This is a genomic window from uncultured Nitratireductor sp. (assembly GCF_913053745.1).
GTDB lineage: Bacteria > Pseudomonadota > Alphaproteobacteria > Rhizobiales > Rhizobiaceae > Nitratireductor.
Genome location: NZ_CAJXGF010000009.1, coordinates 1 through 16,971, shown reverse-complemented (window position 1 = coordinate 16,971; position 16,971 = coordinate 1). Strand labels below are relative to the sequence as shown.

The 16,971-nt window shown below is 59.2% G+C and carries 18 protein-coding genes; 8 read left to right on the top strand and 10 right to left on the bottom strand.

Going from position 1 to position 16,971, the window contains the following annotated elements:
• Positions 1-2: 2 nt before the first annotated feature.
• The 4 genes from QZ638_RS02855 to QZ638_RS02840 all read right to left on the bottom strand — a co-directional run bounded on the left by QZ638_RS02855 (position 3) and on the right by QZ638_RS02840 (position 2,769).
• Complete coding sequence (locus QZ638_RS02855) at positions 3-872, bottom strand: alpha/beta hydrolase (RefSeq protein WP_295806610.1); 870 nt, start codon at positions 870-872, stop codon at positions 3-5.
• Positions 859-1,623 carry an alpha/beta hydrolase gene (locus QZ638_RS02850; RefSeq protein ID WP_295806608.1) on the bottom strand — a complete coding sequence of 255 codons (765 nt, stop codon included), beginning with the start codon at positions 1,621-1,623 and terminating at the stop codon, positions 859-861. The genes QZ638_RS02855 and QZ638_RS02850 overlap by 14 nt, the downstream gene beginning before the upstream one ends.
• A gap of 23 nt (positions 1,624-1,646) precedes the next feature.
• Positions 1,647-2,048, bottom strand: a complete 402-nt coding sequence (locus QZ638_RS02845; RefSeq protein WP_295806606.1) for a DUF192 domain-containing protein — start codon at positions 2,046-2,048, stop codon at positions 1,647-1,649.
• 151 nt (positions 2,049-2,199) lie between these two features.
• Positions 2,200-2,769 (bottom strand): cold-shock protein, encoded by a 570-nt coding sequence (locus tag QZ638_RS02840; protein WP_295806692.1) that lies wholly within the window; start codon positions 2,767-2,769, stop codon positions 2,200-2,202.
• A 253-nt stretch (positions 2,770-3,022) separates the two neighbouring features.
• On the opposite strand from QZ638_RS02840, the gene gloA reads away from it, so the two are divergent.
• On the top strand, positions 3,023-3,463 hold the full coding sequence (gene gloA, locus QZ638_RS02835; protein ID WP_295806603.1) for a lactoylglutathione lyase: 441 nt from the start codon (positions 3,023-3,025) through the stop codon (positions 3,461-3,463).
• 108 nt (positions 3,464-3,571) lie between these two features.
• Complete coding sequence (locus QZ638_RS02830) at positions 3,572-5,104, top strand: acyl-CoA carboxylase subunit beta (RefSeq protein ID WP_295806600.1); 1,533 nt, start codon at positions 3,572-3,574, stop codon at positions 5,102-5,104.
• A 54-nt stretch (positions 5,105-5,158) separates the two neighbouring features.
• Here the strand turns inward: QZ638_RS02830 and QZ638_RS02825 are convergent, their stop codons facing one another.
• Positions 5,159-5,461: a hypothetical protein gene (locus QZ638_RS02825; protein ID WP_295806690.1), complete on the bottom strand. Its 303-nt coding sequence runs from the start codon at positions 5,459-5,461 to the stop codon at positions 5,159-5,161.
• Between the two features lie 280 nt (positions 5,462-5,741).
• Here QZ638_RS02825 and pncB point away from each other — a divergent pair, with 280 nt between their 5' ends.
• A complete protein-coding gene (pncB, locus tag QZ638_RS02820; protein WP_295806597.1) occupies positions 5,742-7,046 on the top strand; it encodes a nicotinate phosphoribosyltransferase in 1,305 nt (434 codons plus the stop codon).
• A 78-nt stretch (positions 7,047-7,124) separates the two neighbouring features.
• Here the strand turns inward: pncB and cckA are convergent, their stop codons facing one another.
• Positions 7,125-9,710 (bottom strand): cell cycle histidine kinase CckA, encoded by a 2,586-nt coding sequence (gene cckA, locus QZ638_RS02815; RefSeq protein ID WP_295806594.1) that lies wholly within the window; start codon positions 9,708-9,710, stop codon positions 7,125-7,127.
• A gap of 913 nt (positions 9,711-10,623) precedes the next feature.
• Here cckA and QZ638_RS02810 point away from each other — a divergent pair.
• Complete coding sequence (locus QZ638_RS02810) at positions 10,624-10,836, top strand: hypothetical protein (protein ID WP_295806592.1); 213 nt, start codon at positions 10,624-10,626, stop codon at positions 10,834-10,836.
• Between the two features lie 109 nt (positions 10,837-10,945).
• Here the strand turns inward: QZ638_RS02810 and dksA are convergent, their stop codons facing one another.
• A complete protein-coding gene (gene dksA / locus QZ638_RS02805) occupies positions 10,946-11,362 on the bottom strand; it encodes an RNA polymerase-binding protein DksA (protein WP_223020818.1) in 417 nt (138 codons plus the stop codon).
• Between the two features lie 264 nt (positions 11,363-11,626).
• Here dksA and QZ638_RS02800 point away from each other — a divergent pair, with 264 nt between their 5' ends.
• From QZ638_RS02800 to QZ638_RS02785, 4 genes are all read left to right on the top strand, one after another.
• Positions 11,627-12,133: a histidine phosphatase family protein gene (locus QZ638_RS02800; RefSeq protein WP_295806591.1), complete on the top strand. Its 507-nt coding sequence runs from the start codon at positions 11,627-11,629 to the stop codon at positions 12,131-12,133.
• Positions 12,134-12,214: 81 nt separating this feature from the next.
• A complete protein-coding gene (locus tag QZ638_RS02795; protein ID WP_295806588.1) occupies positions 12,215-13,696 on the top strand; it encodes a YcjX family protein in 1,482 nt (493 codons plus the stop codon).
• Entirely contained in the window at positions 13,693-14,757 is a 1,065-nt protein-coding gene (locus QZ638_RS02790) for a YcjF family protein (protein ID WP_295806585.1), read from the top strand. The genes QZ638_RS02795 and QZ638_RS02790 overlap by 4 nt, the downstream gene beginning before the upstream one ends.
• Positions 14,758-14,963: 206 nt before the next feature.
• Complete coding sequence (locus tag QZ638_RS02785) at positions 14,964-15,509, top strand: hypothetical protein (RefSeq protein WP_295806583.1); 546 nt, start codon at positions 14,964-14,966, stop codon at positions 15,507-15,509.
• A gap of 66 nt (positions 15,510-15,575) precedes the next feature.
• Here QZ638_RS02785 and folK read toward each other — a convergent pair whose 3' ends face one another.
• From folK to folP, 3 genes are all read right to left on the bottom strand, one after another.
• Entirely contained in the window at positions 15,576-16,097 is a 522-nt protein-coding gene (gene folK, locus QZ638_RS02780; RefSeq protein ID WP_295806579.1) for a 2-amino-4-hydroxy-6-hydroxymethyldihydropteridine diphosphokinase, read from the bottom strand.
• A 1-nt stretch (position 16,098) separates the two neighbouring features.
• Positions 16,099-16,458 (bottom strand): dihydroneopterin aldolase, encoded by a 360-nt coding sequence (gene folB / locus QZ638_RS02775; protein ID WP_295806576.1) that lies wholly within the window; start codon positions 16,456-16,458, stop codon positions 16,099-16,101.
• 15 nt (positions 16,459-16,473) lie between these two features.
• On the bottom strand, positions 16,474-16,971 hold a 498-nt coding region (folP, locus tag QZ638_RS02770), incomplete at its 5' end, for a dihydropteroate synthase (protein WP_295806573.1).

Sequence of the window (16,971 nt, the reverse complement as noted above, 5' to 3'; positions counted from 1 at the left end):
GATCAAGCGGCCTGATCGCGGCTCAGAAATTTCAGGATTTCGGTCGCGAACACATCGTTGCGATCACCGGCGACCATATGCCCCGCACCACCGACATCGATGTAAGACGCAGCCGGAGCGAGTGAGACGAACTCCCGCGCATGGGCTTCCTTAACCAGCTCCGAGCGCATTCCGCGCACCAAAAGCACGGGAAGATGAAGCTGCGGCAAGCCGGCCATCAATTCCTGCATCAGCGCTTGAGCGCCGGAGTTGATGTTCTCCGCCCCCTTGATAAAGGCCGGGTCCCAATGCCAGCGGTAACGGCCATCCTCGTCCTGCCGCAGATTTTTGCGCAATCCCTCAAGAGAGCGGCGTGGCGCGCGATGTGGAAGGTAGGTGGCGATGGCGTCTGCGGCTTCTTTTAGCGAAGCGAAACCCTCCTCCATTCGCTCGCCCATGAACCCCTGGATCTTGTCGACGCCAGCGGAGTCAAGGCGCGGCGTAATATCGACAAGCACAAGCGCATCGAGCAGCGGTCCGTCTCGCATCTCCGCCGTCAGCGAGGCAAGCCCGCCAAGCGAAGCCCCCACAGCCGAAGGTTTCATGCGAAAACGCTCGTGAGCCTGACGAAAGATCGCCGCCGCGTCATCGCCGTAGTGATGAAAACCGTAGTGACCACTTTCCACCCAAGTGCTTTCGCCATGGCCACGCTGATCGACAACGATCGCCCGCATGCCGCGCTCCGCGACTTCAAGTGCCGTAGCGTCCCAGGCGCGGCGCGTCTGTCCGCCGCCGTGCAAAAAAATCACCGGTTGCCCGCCGCCATCCCAAATGTCGCCGGCCAGTTCGTTTCCTTCGGCCCCGAGGAATGAAATCGCCTTACGCTCGATCAAGAGGGTGTTCCTCCAGAAATGCCAGTGCACGCGCCTTGAATGCCCGGTCGCCGACTGCCAGCATGTGGTCCCGTCTTTCAATCGCAAATGCAGCACCGTTAGGCAACAAACCGGCCAGTCCTTCGGGAGAACCGGCAATGTCGTCGCGCGTACCCACGGCCACCAGTGTCGGCGCATCGATCCTCGCGGCATCCGCGGCGCTCAACAGTTCACGCGAGGTCGCGATGCATGCGGCGAGCGCCTCGCGATCGCTCTTCGTCTGGTCGGCGAACTTGCGGAACATCTGTCCGCGTTCCGAGACGATCGTGTCCGGATCGTCGGCACGCAGGGCCTCTGCGATTTCATCCCATTCGCCGACGCCCTCGATCATGCCGAGGCCCAAGCCGCCGAGGATGAGAGTGGCAACCCTTGATGGATGCTCCAGCGCCAGAAAAGCGGAAATGCGCGCACCCATGGAATAACCCATGACATGCGCCCGAGAAATATGCAGATGGTCGAGCAGCGCCGCCGCATCCCCCGCCATTCGGTGCGGTGTGTAATCCACCTCGTCATGACTCTTGGTGGAGCGGCCATGTCCGCGATTGTCCAGCGCGATTACGCGATAGCCCGCATCACGCAAGGTTTTCACCCAACCAGGCGCCACCCAGTTGACGTAATGCGTCGAAGCGAAGCCGTGGATCAGAAGAATGGGGTCGCCCTGACCTTCATCCACGAAGGCGAGCTCGAATCCGTCATGTGTGAAAAACTGCATATTCTGAAAAACGCCATTAACGACTATTGTGCGTCGACGGTCGCGATGCGCGGGTGGCGCAACCGGTTGCCGACCTCGATCCCCATCTTCTGCGCGGTTCCGGCGAGCAGTTCAAGCACGAATTGGGATTCCACATCCGGCGATATGGATGCGGTGGAAAACGGCGTCCCTGGAGCGATCGCCCGCACCGTACCGTCCGCACCGATAAAAAGCAGATCGAGCGCCAAGGGCGTATTCTGCATCCAAAAGCCCTGTCGGCGCTCCGCCGGAAAGACGAAGAGCATGCCGCGATCCTCGGGCATGGACTGACGGAACATCAAGCCGCGCTGGCGCTCCTGCGGTTCGTCGGCGATCTCTATGTCGACATTCTTCTCGCCCGTCGCCGTTACGGCAACCAGCGGTTCGGGATCAACCGGCAGACGCATCACCGAACCTTGTGCCCAAACTCCCGCCACCGCGAAGAAGAGGAAGGATGCGACCAGACCGAGTGAACGGAGGCGGAGAAACCAACAGGACCGGAAAAACGGGACACTCAGCATCGGCGGCACTTTCTCAGGACAAAGGGCCGCGCAAATGTCAGTGCGCGGCGTTCAAAGTGCCAAGATCGGGGTAAACTTCGGCAGCCATAAGGCCTTTTTCGCCGCGCCCGAAACGCACAAGAACCACCTGTCCGGGGCGCAGCTCCGTCACACCGTAGCGGCGCAAGGTCTCCATATGGACGAAAATATCCTCTGTTCCCTCGCCGCGGGTCAGAAAGCCGAACCCCTTGGTGCGGTTGAACCATTTGACCAGGGCCCGCTCCAGTCCGCTCTCGGCGGTAACGGAGACATGCGTGCGCGGGGCCTGATCCTCGCTCGGATGAACCGCGGTCGACAGGTCCACGGACACCACCTTGAAGGCCTGGAGCCCCTTGTCGCCCTGACGTGCGAGACATTCAACGCGTGCACCCTCGAGCGCCGTCTGGAACCCATCCTTGCGCAAGCAGGTTACGTGAAGTAGCACATCCCCATGCTCTTCATCGTCCGGGAGGATAAAGCCATAGCCCTTCGCCACGTCGAACCATTTGATGGCGCCGGAGATTTCCACCAGCTCACCGGTTTCCGTGGCATCATCCGCCTTGGGCGCCTTATCGCCAGCCTCGTGCATCTTGGTTGTCGAGGACTTGTCGTCCATCCCATCAAGCCTTTTTTCAAGTCCGCCCGACTCACTGTGTAGTTCAAAGATAGCATTGGCGCTTTGTGGCATAGCAAGACCCAGTTTCTGATTTTCAACAGCAGGTGAAAACAGCCGGATTTGAGGGATTTCGGCGATGCGGCACAACCGGTTAACGTGCAACATTGCCGAATAGAGCGGGTAGGAACCCCGTACCGTATACGTAAACCAGCAAGCGAGAGAAAACATGCGTTACCTGCACACGATGGTCCGTGTAAAAGACATCGATGAATCGCTCGATTTCTACTGCAACAAGCTTGGACTGACCGAGGTTCGTCGCTCCGATAACGAGAAAGGCCGCTTCACGCTGATCTTCCTGTCCGCCGCCGAAGACGCGGCACGCGCGAGCGAGGAACAGGCGCCACTGATCGAGCTCACTTACAATTGGGACCCGGAAGAGTATGACGGTGGGCGCAATTTTGGCCATCTCGCCTATGAGGTCGATGACATTTACGCGCTCTGCGACCAACTTATGGAAGCCGGAATCACGATAAACCGACCACCCCGCGACGGCCGCATGGCATTCATCCGCTCACCCGACGGCATCTCCATCGAGCTTCTACAGAAGGGCGGCGCAAAAGAACCGACCGAGCCCTGGGCCTCTATGGATAACACCGGAAGCTGGTAAATCTGCAAACGCGCCGTGCGCGATCTGGAGCGCACGGCGTATTTGCCTGTCCGCCCGCCCATGCTAACAGCAGAAAAGCCGTTTATCGCCGTTGGGGGGAAGACACACATGAAAGAGGTCCTTCTGGAGTTGGAACGCCGCCGCGCGGCCGCACGCGAAGGCGGAGGCCAGCGGCGCGTCGACGCCCAGCACGCCAAAGGTAAACTGACCGCGCGCGAACGCATCGAAGCATTTCTCGACGAGGACACTTTCGAAGAGTTCGACATGTTCGTCGAACATCGTTCAACCGATTTCGGCATGGAAAAAACCCGCATCTCAGGCGATGGCGTGGTCACCGGCTGGGGCACGGTCAACGGCCGCACAGTTTTTGTTTTCGCCAAGGATTTCACCGTGTTCGGCGGGTCTCTTTCCGAAGCGCATGCGGAAAAAGTGGTCAAAGTTCAGGAAATGGCGCTGAAAAACCGCGCCCCCGTCATCGGTTTCTACGATGCCGGCGGCGCGCGCATTCAGGAGGGCGTGGCTGCGCTCGGCGGCTATGCCGAAATCTTCCAGCGCAACGTTCTCGCCTCCGGCGTCATCCCGCAGATTTCCGTCATCATGGGCCCCTGTGCGGGCGGTGACGTCTATTCCCCGGCAATGACCGATTTTATCTTCATGGTGCGCGACACCTCCTACATGTTCGTCACCGGGCCGGATGTGGTCAAAACCGTCACCAACGAAACGGTAACGGCCGAAGAACTCGGCGGAGCCTCTGTCCACACCGTCAAATCCTCCATCGCCGACGGCGCCTACGACAACGATGTGGAAGCGCTCCTGCAGATGCGCCGCCTGATCGACTTCCTGCCCACTTCCAACACAGGAGACCTGCCGGAGGTGGAATGCTTTCAGTCCGTTTCCGAGCCCGACCACTCACTCGATCGGCTGGTCCCGGACAACGCCAACAAACCTTACGACATCCGCGAACTGATCATGAAAACCTGCGACGAAGCGGATTTTTTCGAGATCCAGGCATCTTTCGCCAAAAACATCGTCACGGGGTTCGGGCGTGTTGAAGGCCGCACGGTTGGATTCGTCGCCAATCAACCCATGGTCTTGGCCGGCGTTCTGGATTCCGACGCCTCGCGCAAGGCAGCGCGCTTTGTACGCTTTTGCGATTGTTTCAACATTCCGATCGTGACCTATGTGGACGTTCCCGGTTTTCTTCCCGGTACCGCGCAGGAATATGGCGGGCTGATCAAGCACGGCGCCAAGCTGCTCTTCGCCTACGCCGAGGCCACGGTTCCGAAGATCACCCTCATCACCCGCAAGGCGTTCGGCGGCGCTTACGACGTTATGGCGTCGAAACATTTGCGCGGCGACATCAACTACGCCTGGCCCTCCGCCCAGATCGCCGTCATGGGCGCCAAGGGCGCGGTCGAAATCATCTTCCGCAAGGATATCGACGATCCCGATAAAATCGCGGACCATACCAAGAGGTATGAGGATCGGTTCCTTTCGCCTTTCGTGGCGGCGGAACGCGGTTATGTGGACGAGGTCATCATGCCGCACTCGACACGGCCGCGGATTGCGCGTGCCCTGCGGATGCTGCGCAACAAGGATCTTCAGAACCCTTGGAAAAAACACGACAACATTCCACTTTGACCGCGCTCGATCTGCAGGCGGTCGCTGTCGAAATGAAATGATCCCGGCGCAGCCTCAGAAACTGCGCGGCGGCACGAAGAGGCAGATTGTCCGCGTGTCGTTCTTACCGGCCACCGAGCACCAATGGAAAACACCGTCAGGGGAGTTGCGCACCCGTTTGTCTGTATAGGGTAAAATCTCCCCCGTAACCTTGATCATGTAACCCTGCGGTCCTTCGGAAACGGCGGCATCCGTCACCTCCCGGCAGTCCCTGTCCGAGCAGCAGGCATAGGGATAGCGCCAGCCGCTTTCTGCCTCGTGAGCGCCGGCGCACTGAACAGCCAGAAGTACGCATATCAGGGAAAACACACCGGCCATCGTCAGACCGTGTTGGGTGGATCCAGAGTTGAACAACGTCACCTCCTCGGGGCTCCTCCCAAGGTTCAGTCTTCACCCCATTCGTTAACGAAAGATTAACCACGTCGAGACTGGGTTGTCCGGCAGTCGACACCTTCCCTTGGAATTGACATTTGCTTTCCGGGTGGCGATTGCCATCCCGCCTCACGTAATCGTTGACAATCGTGGCCTGCCGGTGTGCTCTGCCCGCCGAATGAACGCCGCGAACCGGTGGCTTAAACTCGCAGGACACCCGCACACCATGCCAAAGACCGATATTGCGCGCCGCGTTTACAACCACACCTGGAAGCTGGATCCCATTTGTCGCAGCCTGCTCGACACGGATTTCTACAAGCTTCTCATGTTGCAGATGATTTGGGGACTGTATCCAAACGTCAACGCAACCTTCTCTTTGATAAACCGCAACAAATCGGTGCTGCTCGCCGAGGAAATCGATGAAGGTGAACTGCGCGAACAACTGGACCATGCCCGCGATCTGCGTTTCACCAAGAAAGAGATGATATGGCTGGCCGGCAACACGTTCTACGGGCGCAAGCAGATCTTTCAACCAGAGTTCCTTAACTGGCTCGCGAACTTTCGCTTACCCGAATACGAGCTCACCCGCCGTGACGGGCAATATGAGCTGCATTTCCACGGGCGATGGATGGAAACCACCATGTGGGAAATTCCCGCCCTCGCCATCATCAACGAGTTGCGCTCGAGAGCAGCGATGCGCTCGCTTGGGCCCTTTGCCCTCGACGTGCTTTACGCACGTGCCAAAGCGAAAGTCTGGGCCAAGGTCGAGCGCCTGAAAAAACTACCGGACATCAAGATATCCGATTTTGGCACCCGGCGCCGTCACTCGTTCCTGTGGCAGCGCTGGTGCGTCGAAGCGCTCAAGGAAGGCATAGGCGATTCTTTCACCGGCACCTCCAATGTGCTTCTTGCCATGGACACGGACCTGGAAGCTCTGGGCACCAACGCGCACGAACTGCCGATGGTACTGGCCGCACTCGCCAGGACAGACGAGGATCTTCTGGAATCGCCCTATCGCGTTCTCGAGGACTGGCAGAGCTATTACGGCGGTAATCTTCTCATCGTCCTGCCCGATGCCTTCGGCACCGAATCCTTCCTGCGCGACGCCCCGCCATGGGTCGCGGACTGGACGGGATTCCGACCCGACAGTGCCCCGCCCATCGAAGGCGGCGAACGCATCATGGAATTCTGGCGCAAGCACGGGAAGGACCCCCGTGATAAACTGCTGATCTTCTCCGACGGTCTGGATGTCGACACCATCGAAGCCGCCTATCGTCATTTCGAAGGTAAGGTTCGCATGGCGTTCGGTTGGGGCACCAACCTGACCAATGATTTCGAGGATTGCGCTCCACGGGAAGTGGATGGCCTTAAGGCGATCTCGGTGGTCTGCAAGGTCAGCGACGCCAATGGCCGACCGGCTGTCAAGCTTTCGGACAATCCGGAAAAGGCGACGGGCGATCCCGACGAAATCGAGCGTTATATCAAGCTCTTCGGCACCGAAAATCGTATGCGCCGCGCCGTATCGGTCTGAAACTTTCCGGCGTTACAATCGACGGGCGGGGCATTCACGTCCAGTCCCGTCCGTTTCTTTGCAAAAAGCCTGAAGCCGTCAGACCTCTTCCAACATTTCCTTGACCACTGTCGCGAGCTGCTTGAGCGAGAAAGGTTTCGGCAGGAAACCGAACTGCGCATCCTCCGGCAGGTTCTTGGCAAATGCGTCTTCGGCGTAACCGGAGACGAAAATAAATTTGATGTCGGGCTGTACCTTGCGCAATTCGCCAAGCAATGTCGGTCCGTCCATCTCCGGCATCACAACGTCGGAGACGACGATATCGACCTTGCCATCAAGCTCATCGAATATCTCGAGTGCCTCGACTCCGGAACTCGCCTCGTGCACCTCGTAGCCGCGCGAGGAGAGCGCGCGCACGCTGCCCATGCGAACCGCATCCTCATCCTCAACCAGAAGCACGCGCGCCGAGCCTGAAAGGTCCCGGCTCTCTTCTTTCGCCTTCGCTGCACCGTTCTCCCCCTGTGCAGCGGCCTCTTCGGCGGACTTTTCCGCCTCGCTCGGAATGTGGCGCGGAAGGAAAATGCGGAAGGTGGTTCCCTCACCCAACTCGGAATCGCAGAAGATGAAGCCGCCCGTCTGCTTGACGATGCCATAAACCATGGAGAGGCCAAGACCAGTGCCCTTGCCCACTTCCTTGGTGGTAAAAAACGGCTCGAAGATCTTCTTGACAGTTTCGGGATCGATTCCCGTGCCCGTATCGCTCACCTCGACGGCGACGTAATCGGCAGCCGCCATTTCGCGGTAGGAGAACTGCGCGCATTCATCCGCAGTGATATTGCGCGTTCGCACCTGCAGTTTTCCGCCTTCCGGCATCGCATCGCGCGCGTTCACAGTCAGATTGACGACGACCTGCTCGAACTGACCGATATCGGCCTTGACCGGCCACAGATCCCGTCCATGCTCGATGGAAAGTGAAACTTCGTTGCCGACCAGACGCGCGAGAAGCATGCGCAGATCTGCCAGAACGTCCGTGAGATTGAGCACTTCCGGACGCAATGTTTGCCGACGCGAGAATGCCAGAAGCTGGCGCACCAGCGATGCGGCGCGATTGGCGTTCTGTTTGATATTCATAATGTCCGGAAAAGACGGGTCCGACGGACGGTGATTGGTCAAAAGCAGGTCCGAGGCCATGATGATGGCCGTCAGAACGTTGTTGAAATCGTGCGCGATGCCACCGGCCAGCTGGCCGACAGCCTGCATCTTCTGGCTCTGCGCCATCTGCGCTTCGAGCGCTTTCTGTTCGGTGGTTTCCACGGCGTAGACGATTGCCGCCTCCTCCACACCTTCACCACCATCGTGATCGACCACGGGGTTCACATAAAAGCGCACATGCCGCTCGGCATCGTCCGGCAGGACGGTATCGATGGGCGCGATCTCCGCCTGATGTTGTTTCGCTCGTTCAAGCGCTGCCGCAAACGCATCATGATCGTTGTCGTGAATCACGGCGTCGAGCCGGATGTTCCGCTCCAGCGCGTCGCTGTCGACCACCCGCGAAAACAACGAAAGGAACGGCGCGTTGGTGCGCAGGATCCGTCCCTGATGATCCACCGAGGCGATGGCCATCGGCGTAGAATTGAAAAAACGCGTAAACCGGACTTCGGAAGCGCGCAGATCCGCTGACGCGTCTTCACCGACCTGACGGTTTAGAACGATGGTGCGGGTCGCTCCTGGCGCACCCTCACGGCTGGCCGTTACGCGATGCATGAAGCGAACCGGCAAAACCTCACCGTTCATAGTCGATAGATCCAGGTCGATCATCGCATTGCGGGCCGTACCGGGATCAGCCTTTACGGCATTGATCAACGCCATGCCATCCCCGGCGACGATCTGCGGCAAACGCACTGCTCCAGGCACGAAGTTCGCGAGATCGATGCCAAGCCACTCTGCCAGTGTTGCGTTGATATAGGTTACACGCCCGTCGGGATCGGCGGCGAAAAAACCGGCCGGTGCATGATCCAGATGGTCGATCGCTTTCTGGAGGTCGAGGAAAAAACGCTCCTGCTCGGCGCGTTCCTCGGAAATATCGGCAATCTGCCAGGCGGAAACCGGCTGGCGATAGCCCGGCAGCTTGAAAATTCTTGCCCATGTCCTGTACCAGCGCGCGCCCAGCGCACCACCGGGCCGGATGGAGCGGGCAAGGCGGAACTCGCCATCGCCGGCGCGTCCATCGCGCAGGCCCGCCGACAATTTTTCCACGACAGGAGCCGCTTCAGGGTTGTCGGACAGTAGACCGTCGACGGTCTTCACGTCCGCCACCGAGGTGGCTCCCGTCATTTGCGCATAAGCATTGTTTGCATAAAGGATACGGCCCTTGGTGTCCGCAACCACGAGGCCCTCCTCCATGGAATCGACAAAGGCCCTGGAGAGTTCACTTCCCGCCGAACGCGGCGCGACTTGCACGAAACCGATGGCAGTCGCGAAGAGGAAGCCCACGCCGATCATCGCCAAAATGCCCAGAAGCCCCAACAGAAAGGGGTCGCCGACCCGGTCGCGGAAAACGGAAAAAGCCACCGCAGAAAGGGTTAGTATGGCGATGAAGATGATCAGGCGCGTTATGGCGCCCGGACGCGAACTCTGGTCGACAATCGGTGCTGCGTGGATTTCTCCCCCGGTCTGCTTGGCCATGCGTTTCCCGTCTGTCGCGCCCAGTTCCTGCCAGGCTCCACGCGAACCCAGCCTCCCCGGGATATATCAGGGCTCCCGGCATCTGCAAGCGCGCACATGTAATCGAACCGCAAATCGCCTTTCTTTGCCCGAATTGTGCTGCTGAAAAACGACAGTCCCGATTGGAAATTCGTCCCGGGTTGCCGCCGCGCGGCGAGATGCATATTTTGGCTGACCTGACACAGACTGGAGTAAACGAATGCGCGACTGGCTCGTGGGGATATTCGGAGAAGCTTATGCGACCGCGGCCTTGTGGACGATTGTTCTGCTAGCAATCGCCCTGTTTCTTCTCGTGTTCCTGCGGGTGAACCGACGGTTCACCTCCGGCACGTTTATCTCCGGCTCCAGAAGCAAGCAACCGCGACTGGCCGTAACCGACGCCACGCCGGTGGACAACAATCGGCGGCTTGTGCTGGTGCGCCGCGACAATGTGGAACACCTCATTCTCATCGGCGGTCCAAGCGACATTGTGATCGAAAGCGGTATCGGGCGAAGCCGCGCAACGCTTGATGAAACGCATCCAGGCGCAGCGGAAGAGCCGGCCGCACCGAGGCAGGTCCCGGCCAGAAACGTTCCCGAGCCCAGAATTGAGACAGAACAGACCCGGCCTCCGCCCCCTGAGGCAGCGCCAGAAACGCCGGGATCCGAGCAACGACCAACACCTGCCGAACCCGCCATACAAGTTGCAAATCGTGCCTCGGCCTCCCCCATGCCGCCCCCACATCGGTATTCGCACCGCACGAGAGCGCAGTCCCAGCGACCGGAGCCCGACCTTGAGCGCTCCACGCCGGCCAGTACGCCTCGAACTGCAGTTGCAGCGGCGTCCTTCGGTTCGCTCTCACCATCGGCTTCCGTAACAGAGAAGCGAGAATCGATGCCCGAGGAACATCCGCAGGAAAGTCATGCCAGCGCTCCGGCGACCGAGCCGACCGGGCCCCAACCGTCGCAAGCGCGCCACGAGCCAACGGTTGAATTTGAGACGTCAGGACCAAACGAACCGACCGCAAAAAACGAATCCGTCAGCGAGCACTCGCTTGAAGACGAGATGAGTCGTCTGCTTGAAGAGCTTTCCGAACAGAAGCGCTGAACGCAGGCTTCCATCGGGCGAATATCTGCAGCAGCAGGCAAAAAAAAGCGCCAGCCCTCAGGCATGGCGCAAGCAAAAAGTTTAGGCCTGTCGAAGCCCGTCTTAGCCATCAATCGTCGCGATACACTTTCTCGCGACGTTCGTGACGCTCTTGTGCTTCGATCGACAAGGTGGCAATCGGGCGAGCATCGAGCCGCTTCAACGAAATCGGCTCCCCCGTTTCTTCACAATACCCGTAGGTTCCTTCCTCGATCCGCTGGAGGGCAGCATCGATCTTGGAGATCAGCTTGCGCTGACGGTCTCGCGCCCGCAATTCAATTGCCCTGTCCGTTTCGGACGACGCGCGGTCGGCAAGGTCCGGATGATTTGCACTTTCTTGTTGCAGCGCCTCGAGGGTCTCACGCGCTTCCTTAAGAATGTCGCTTTTCCAACGCAGCAGTTTCGCACGAAAATACGAGCGTTGGCGCTCATTCATGAAGGGTTCGTCCTCGGTGGGCACATATTCGGCATTACTGAGCTCATTCATCGAGTCACCCTGAGATGTTTTGACGCCCGCGCCTATATATTCACGCACCCCCACAACCACAAGCGCAAAGGCCACATGCTTCACGCTTTTGTTAAAAGCAGCGGAAAAAGTGGATATCTCCTACAACGAAAGCGTGATGGATATAGTCTTCGTTGAGGCATCCGAGGCATTTTTGGAGGGTAAAATGCATTCAAATACGCGCGTTTTGCGATCAAAGCGTCCCCTTTTTGGAACGTTTCCGGCGTTTTTTCCCGAGTTTTGGTGATGCCGCGCCTTCTCCTGCTTCGCCATGCCAAGGCCGGTTGGGCGGCTCCGGGCATGGCGGATTTCGACCGCGGGCTCACGCAATCAGGTCGAGCCGACACAAAAGCGCTCGGCCAACGCATGCGCGCAGCGAATCTCTTGCCCGACCTGGTCCTGTGTTCAACAGCGAAACGCGCCGTCGAAACGCTGGACGGTGTTGCTCTCACACTCTTCCAGGGGTCGCCGAAAACGCGTTACCTCGCCGAGTTGTACAATTCGGATGCAATCGATTACCTGCATGCCGTGCGCGAAGCCCCATCGGTCGAAACGCTTCTGGTGGTCGGTCACAATCCGATGATGGAGGACCTTGCCTTCGAACTTCCCGCCACCGGAGATGACGAGGCAGTGAAAAACGCAGCATCCGGCTTTCCCACATGCGGCCTCGCCGTGATCGGCTTTTCCAGTTCACTTGCCAATATACGGCGCAAAAGTGGGCGGCTGGAAGCATTCCTGAAACCGACGCGCTGATGAAACGTCGCTGCGCCGGCCTTCAATCACCGCTTTGATATCCTATATGCAAGACCTTGCGATTTTTGAGGATTTCGCCCTTTGGCTTCATTGACCACATACACGGACGAAGCGCGGATCGCTCTCGATACGCTGGCCGGTCGCGCAACCGGCCTGATCTCGCCGTCGCTGCGCATTGGCGTAACCGGACTTTCGCGAGCAGGCAAAACCGTATTCATCACCGCCTTCGTACACAATCTGCTGCATGGCGGACGTCTGCCACTGTTCGATGCCCAGAGTTCAGGCCGTATTTCCAAGGCCTATCTCGAGCATCAACCGGACGATGCGGTGCCCCGGTTCCAGTACGAAGATCACATCGCCGCCCTTATCGAGAATCGTATCTGGCCCGAATCCACCCGCGCCATCTCCGAACTGCGCCTGACGGTGGAGTTCGAATCTGCTTCAGCCTGGAACCGCCTCTTGTCACGTGGGAAGCTGTCCTTCGATATTGTTGATTATCCTGGCGAATGGTTGCTCGATCTACCTCTCCTCGCGAAGGATTACGATACATTCAGCCGGGAAGCGCTGGAGTTGGCCACTCTGCCCGCCCGCGCCGATCTGTCGGCCGACTGGCGCGAACTGACTTCCGGGGTCGATCCGGAAGGCCCTGGCGACGAAATGACGGCGCGCAAGCTCTTTGAGGCGTTCTCTTCCTATCTGCGCGCCTGCAAGGCCGATCACCGGGCGCTTTCCACGCTGCCACCCGGCCGCTTTCTGATGCCGGGAGACCTGGAGGGTTCACCAGCGCTCACATTCGCCCCGCTAAACATCAAGCCGGACGCCAAGCGCAAGCCCGGCTCCCTGCATGCCATGATGGAGCGACGCTACGAGGCCTACAAAACGCATGTGGTTCGCCCTTTCTTTCGCGAGCACATCGCCCGGCTCGACCGACAGATCGTACTCGTCGACGCCATGCAGGCCATGAATGCCGGCAACGAAGCAGTGACCGACCTCGAACGGGCGCTGAGCGAAATCCTGTCCTGTTTCCGTCCAGGTCGCGGAAACCTTCTGACGGGCCTCTTTGCGCACCGCATCGACCGGATTCTCGTCGCGGCAACAAAGGCTGATCACATTCATCATGAAAGCCATGACCGGCTACAAGCGATCGTGCGGCGTCTGGCCGATCGCGCCATTTCACGCGCCGATTTTTCTGGCGCCGCGGTGGACGTGCTCGCCATGGCGGCCGTGCGGGCAACACGCGAGGGTACCGTCCAGCAGGGCAAGGACACGTTGCCGGTCATCATCGGGACCCCGCTGGAAGGCGAAACCATTGCCGGGGAAACATTCAATGGCGATACCGAAACGGCAATCTTTCCGGGCGACCTGCCAGAAAAGCCCGGCCTGATCTTCCAGCAGAAGAAAAACGAAGACAGCGGCTCCAGAACGCCTCCCGAGCAATCGCTCCGCTTCGTGCGCTTTCGCCCTCCCCGGCTCGAACGCACCGCGGAAGGCATCACCTTGTCCCTGCCCCACATCAGGCTCGACCGGGCCCTCCAGTTTCTTGTCGGAGATCACCTCGCATGAAAAGAGCGCCCGCTTCATTCCGGATCGACCCGCCTAAACCCGCGAAGGTCGAAAAGCCGGCGAGCAGACGAAAACCGCAAGCAATGGACTCCAGCAAGGCAATTGCCGTCGTGGCGGAAAGCGACGACTATTTCGCGGAGCCGGATATGGCGCTCACCGATCCGCCGCCGGTTCCGCCACGCCGTCGTTCCATGCTCGGCCGCGTGTTCTTTACAGCCCTCGGCATTCTTGTCTCACTGGCGATCGGCCTGTGGACCGATCAACTGATCCGGGATCTGTTCAGCCGTGCCGACTGGCTGGGCTGGCTGGCGCTCGCAGTGGCCGCAATCGCGCTGCTGGCATTCGTGACGATTCTCATCCGCGAGGCGCTCGGGATTATGCGGCTTGCTTCTATTGAGGCAATGCGCCGGGATGCAGCGGACGCTATCCTTCGTAACGATACGAAAGAAGCGAGAAAGACGGTGGAGCACCTGATGGATCTACTGGCCCGCAAACCGCAAACGGCGGCCGGGCGCAGCACGCTGGAAGGCTTGAAAGACGACGTTATCGACGGCGCGGACCTGCTGGCGGTTGCCGAAAAGGAACTGCTCGCGCCGCTTGACGTATTGGCGCGTACCCAGGTTCTGAATGCGGCTAAGCGGGTGTCGGTGGTGACTGCGGTTTCTCCTCGGGCTCTGGTCGATATCGTCTATGTGCTTTTCGAAGCAGCGCGGCTTACGCGGCGGATTGCCGATCTCTACGGAGGCCGACCGGGCTTCCTAGGTTTCATGCGCCTGGTTCGGAGCATTTTCACCCATCTTGCAATTACCGGATCCATGGCCGCCGGCGAAACGCTGGTGCAGCAGGTGGTCGGTCACGGACTTGCAGCACGCCTTTCGGCAAAACTAGGCGAAGGCGTGGTCAACGGGATGTTGACCGCGCGCATCGGCATTGCTGCCATGGACGCGGCGCGACCGCTGCCGTTCAACGCGGTCCAACGCCCCGGTATCGGCGATTTCCTGAAAGCTCTCACGAGCTTCGCATCAAGCGAAAAAGAGAAGAAGGCTCGTCCGAGCGATTAAGAGTGACATGCGCGACATCAAAAGCCTTTCCGCCGTTGAGATGAGTCCAAAAAGACACACATGCCAAACATGTCGATCCGAAAGCCAGGTTTGATGCGCATGGCAGCTGCAACGAATCGGTTCGATATGGTAGACAAAGCCTTAACCAATCTCCGGCAGGATTTCGGTCAGCTTTCTGTTTCAACCCGATCTGGTTTCTTTTGCTCATGCTGAAATTCGCGCTCAAGCTCGCTCTTCTGGCCGTTGCAGCAGCCCCGATTTCCGGTCTGGCCAGTCCGGTGGAAGCGTCCGAAAAAGAGCGACGCTTCTTTCAGTCCGTAGAAGGAAGCTGGTCCGGCCCCGGCGAGATTGTCGCTGGCAAGTACAAGGGCACCAAATTCGTCTGCAATTTCGATGGCGGCACGCCCGACAAGAAGATCGGTATGGCGCTTGACGGGAGTTGCCGTGTCGGCGTTTTTACACAGCCGATGAAAGCCAGCGTCGTACGCGGAAATGGCGGCTATCGCGGAACGTTTCTCGATGGAGCTTCCGGAAAAGGGCTCGACGTGACCGGCGGTAAAGTGATCGGAAACGATGTGGTGTTTGCACTCCACCGTTCTTCGCTTAGCGGCGCGATGCGCGCGCGCATCAGCGACAAGAACACAATGCACATCACCATTTCGGTACAGGTGAACGACGATATGGTTCCGGTTATCGGTATGAAGCTGAAACGCACAGATTCGGGTGGCATCGAAGCCATCGCCCGCCAGTAACCGGGACGGGCTCGACGCGTTCCTCAGACCGTGTCAAATGTTTTATCCAGGCACGAAAAGCGGCATTCAGCCGCCTTTCGTGATTTCTTCGAACTTCCACCACTCACCATCCGGCGTGATGCGTTCCACGCCGGACCGGTCGAGGCTCTCAAGGAGCGTTTCGACGTTTCGCCCGGCAATCTCAAGCGCCGGCGCAATCTCTGCCAAAGGTGCCAGAACGAAGGCGCGTTCGCTCATCCGCGGATGCGGAATCGTCAAACCTTCGTCGTCGACAGTGCGTGTGCCGTACAGCAAAATATCCACGTCGATGGACCTCGGCCCCCAACGCTCGGCGCGAACGCGCTTGAGGGCGCGTTCGATCGTAAGACATTGTTCAAGAAGCGCCCGCGGATCCAGGCTGGTGCGCACCAAGGCAACCGCGTTGAGAAAATCCGGCTGATCGAGCTTGCCCCATGGCGGTGTTCGATAAAGCGAAGAGACGGTGACCACAGCCGTGTCGGGCCTGGCATCGAGAGCCCGCAGCACCATCTGCATCGCCCGCCGTGGCTCACCAATATTACCACCCAGGCCAAGATAGACGTCGTGCATGCTATTGCGGCCAGACCACCGAAACTTCGACATAGTCCAGAACACCGGGAACCGGGGCATTGGGCTTGCGTATCGTAATTTCGGAACTGGCTATCTGCGGGAAACGAGATGCGAGTGTCTTGGCGACCTCCATGGCCAGCGCCTCGATCAAAAACCGGCGTTTACCGGCAACGATCTCCTCAATCACCTTGAAGGCCGCGCCATAATCGACCGTGCCCTCAAGCGAATCATCGCTCAGCGCGCGACCGGGCGCCACGGTCAGCACCGCATCCACATAAAAGCGTTGACCCAACCGCTCTTCTTCATCGTGCACGCCATGCCGCGCGAAGAACGCGCAATTCTTCATCCGAATTACATACATCATCGTCTCACCGGCCTATCTCCGCGCCGTAAGCATAGCATCTGCGACTCTAAGGGAATCCCTGTTGATTGCGACATTGTGCACCCGAAAAACGGCCGCACCTTTCATTCGTAACAACGCACTTGTCGCACCGGTTCCCACATCCCTCTCCTCGGCACGTTCGCGGCCCGTGACAGAGCCGACAAAGCGCTTGCGCGACGTACCGACAAGAAGCGGAAAAGCGAGCCCGGCCAATTCTTCAAAACGGTTCATGATCTCGAGGTTTTCGTGTGTGTCCTTGGCGAACCCAAAGCCGGGGTCCAGCATGATCTGCTCGTCCCGTACGCCTGCCTGACGGGCAATTTCGAGCGAATGGCGCAAAAACGCAAACTGATCGGCGATCACGTCGGCAAGTTTTTTCCGCTCCCGGCCGGTGTGCATGACGACAAGCCCGGCACCGCTCCGCGCTGCGATCTGAGCTATGCCGGGTTCACGCTGAAGCCCCCATACATCGTTCACAATGTGGGCGCCGGC

What these genes read in the sequence shown, in the direction of transcription:
- QZ638_RS02850 (WP_295806608.1), bottom strand. Translation starts at nt 1,623, where the DNA reads ATGCAGTTTTTCACACATGACGGATTCGAGCTCGCCTTCGTGGATGAA.
- QZ638_RS02830 (WP_295806600.1), top strand. Translation starts at nt 3,572, where the DNA reads ATGAAAGAGGTCCTTCTGGAGTTGGAACGCCGCCGCGCGGCCGCACGC.
- QZ638_RS02840 (WP_295806692.1), bottom strand. Translation starts at nt 2,769, where the DNA reads ATGCACGAGGCTGGCGATAAGGCGCCCAAGGCGGATGATGCCACGGAA.
- QZ638_RS02790 (WP_295806585.1), top strand. Translation starts at nt 13,693, where the DNA reads ATGAAAAGAGCGCCCGCTTCATTCCGGATCGACCCGCCTAAACCCGCG.
- QZ638_RS02785 (WP_295806583.1), top strand. Translation starts at nt 14,964, where the DNA reads ATGCTGAAATTCGCGCTCAAGCTCGCTCTTCTGGCCGTTGCAGCAGCC.
- QZ638_RS02845 (WP_295806606.1), bottom strand. Translation starts at nt 2,048, where the DNA reads ATGCGTCTGCCGGTTGATCCCGAACCGCTGGTTGCCGTAACGGCGACG.
- folB (WP_295806576.1), bottom strand. Translation starts at nt 16,458, where the DNA reads ATGTATGTAATTCGGATGAAGAATTGCGCGTTCTTCGCGCGGCATGGC.
- gloA (WP_295806603.1), top strand. Translation starts at nt 3,023, where the DNA reads ATGCGTTACCTGCACACGATGGTCCGTGTAAAAGACATCGATGAATCG.
- folK (WP_295806579.1), bottom strand. Translation starts at nt 16,097, where the DNA reads ATGCACGACGTCTATCTTGGCCTGGGTGGTAATATTGGTGAGCCACGG.
- cckA (WP_295806594.1), bottom strand. Translation starts at nt 9,710, where the DNA reads ATGGCCAAGCAGACCGGGGGAGAAATCCACGCAGCACCGATTGTCGAC.
- QZ638_RS02800 (WP_295806591.1), top strand. Translation starts at nt 11,627, where the DNA reads ATGCCGCGCCTTCTCCTGCTTCGCCATGCCAAGGCCGGTTGGGCGGCT.
- dksA (WP_223020818.1), bottom strand. Translation starts at nt 11,362, where the DNA reads ATGAATGAGCTCAGTAATGCCGAATATGTGCCCACCGAGGACGAACCC.
- QZ638_RS02825 (WP_295806690.1), bottom strand. Translation starts at nt 5,461, where the DNA reads ATGGCCGGTGTGTTTTCCCTGATATGCGTACTTCTGGCTGTTCAGTGC.
- pncB (WP_295806597.1), top strand. Translation starts at nt 5,742, where the DNA reads ATGCCAAAGACCGATATTGCGCGCCGCGTTTACAACCACACCTGGAAG.
- QZ638_RS02810 (WP_295806592.1), top strand. Translation starts at nt 10,624, where the DNA reads ATGCCCGAGGAACATCCGCAGGAAAGTCATGCCAGCGCTCCGGCGACC.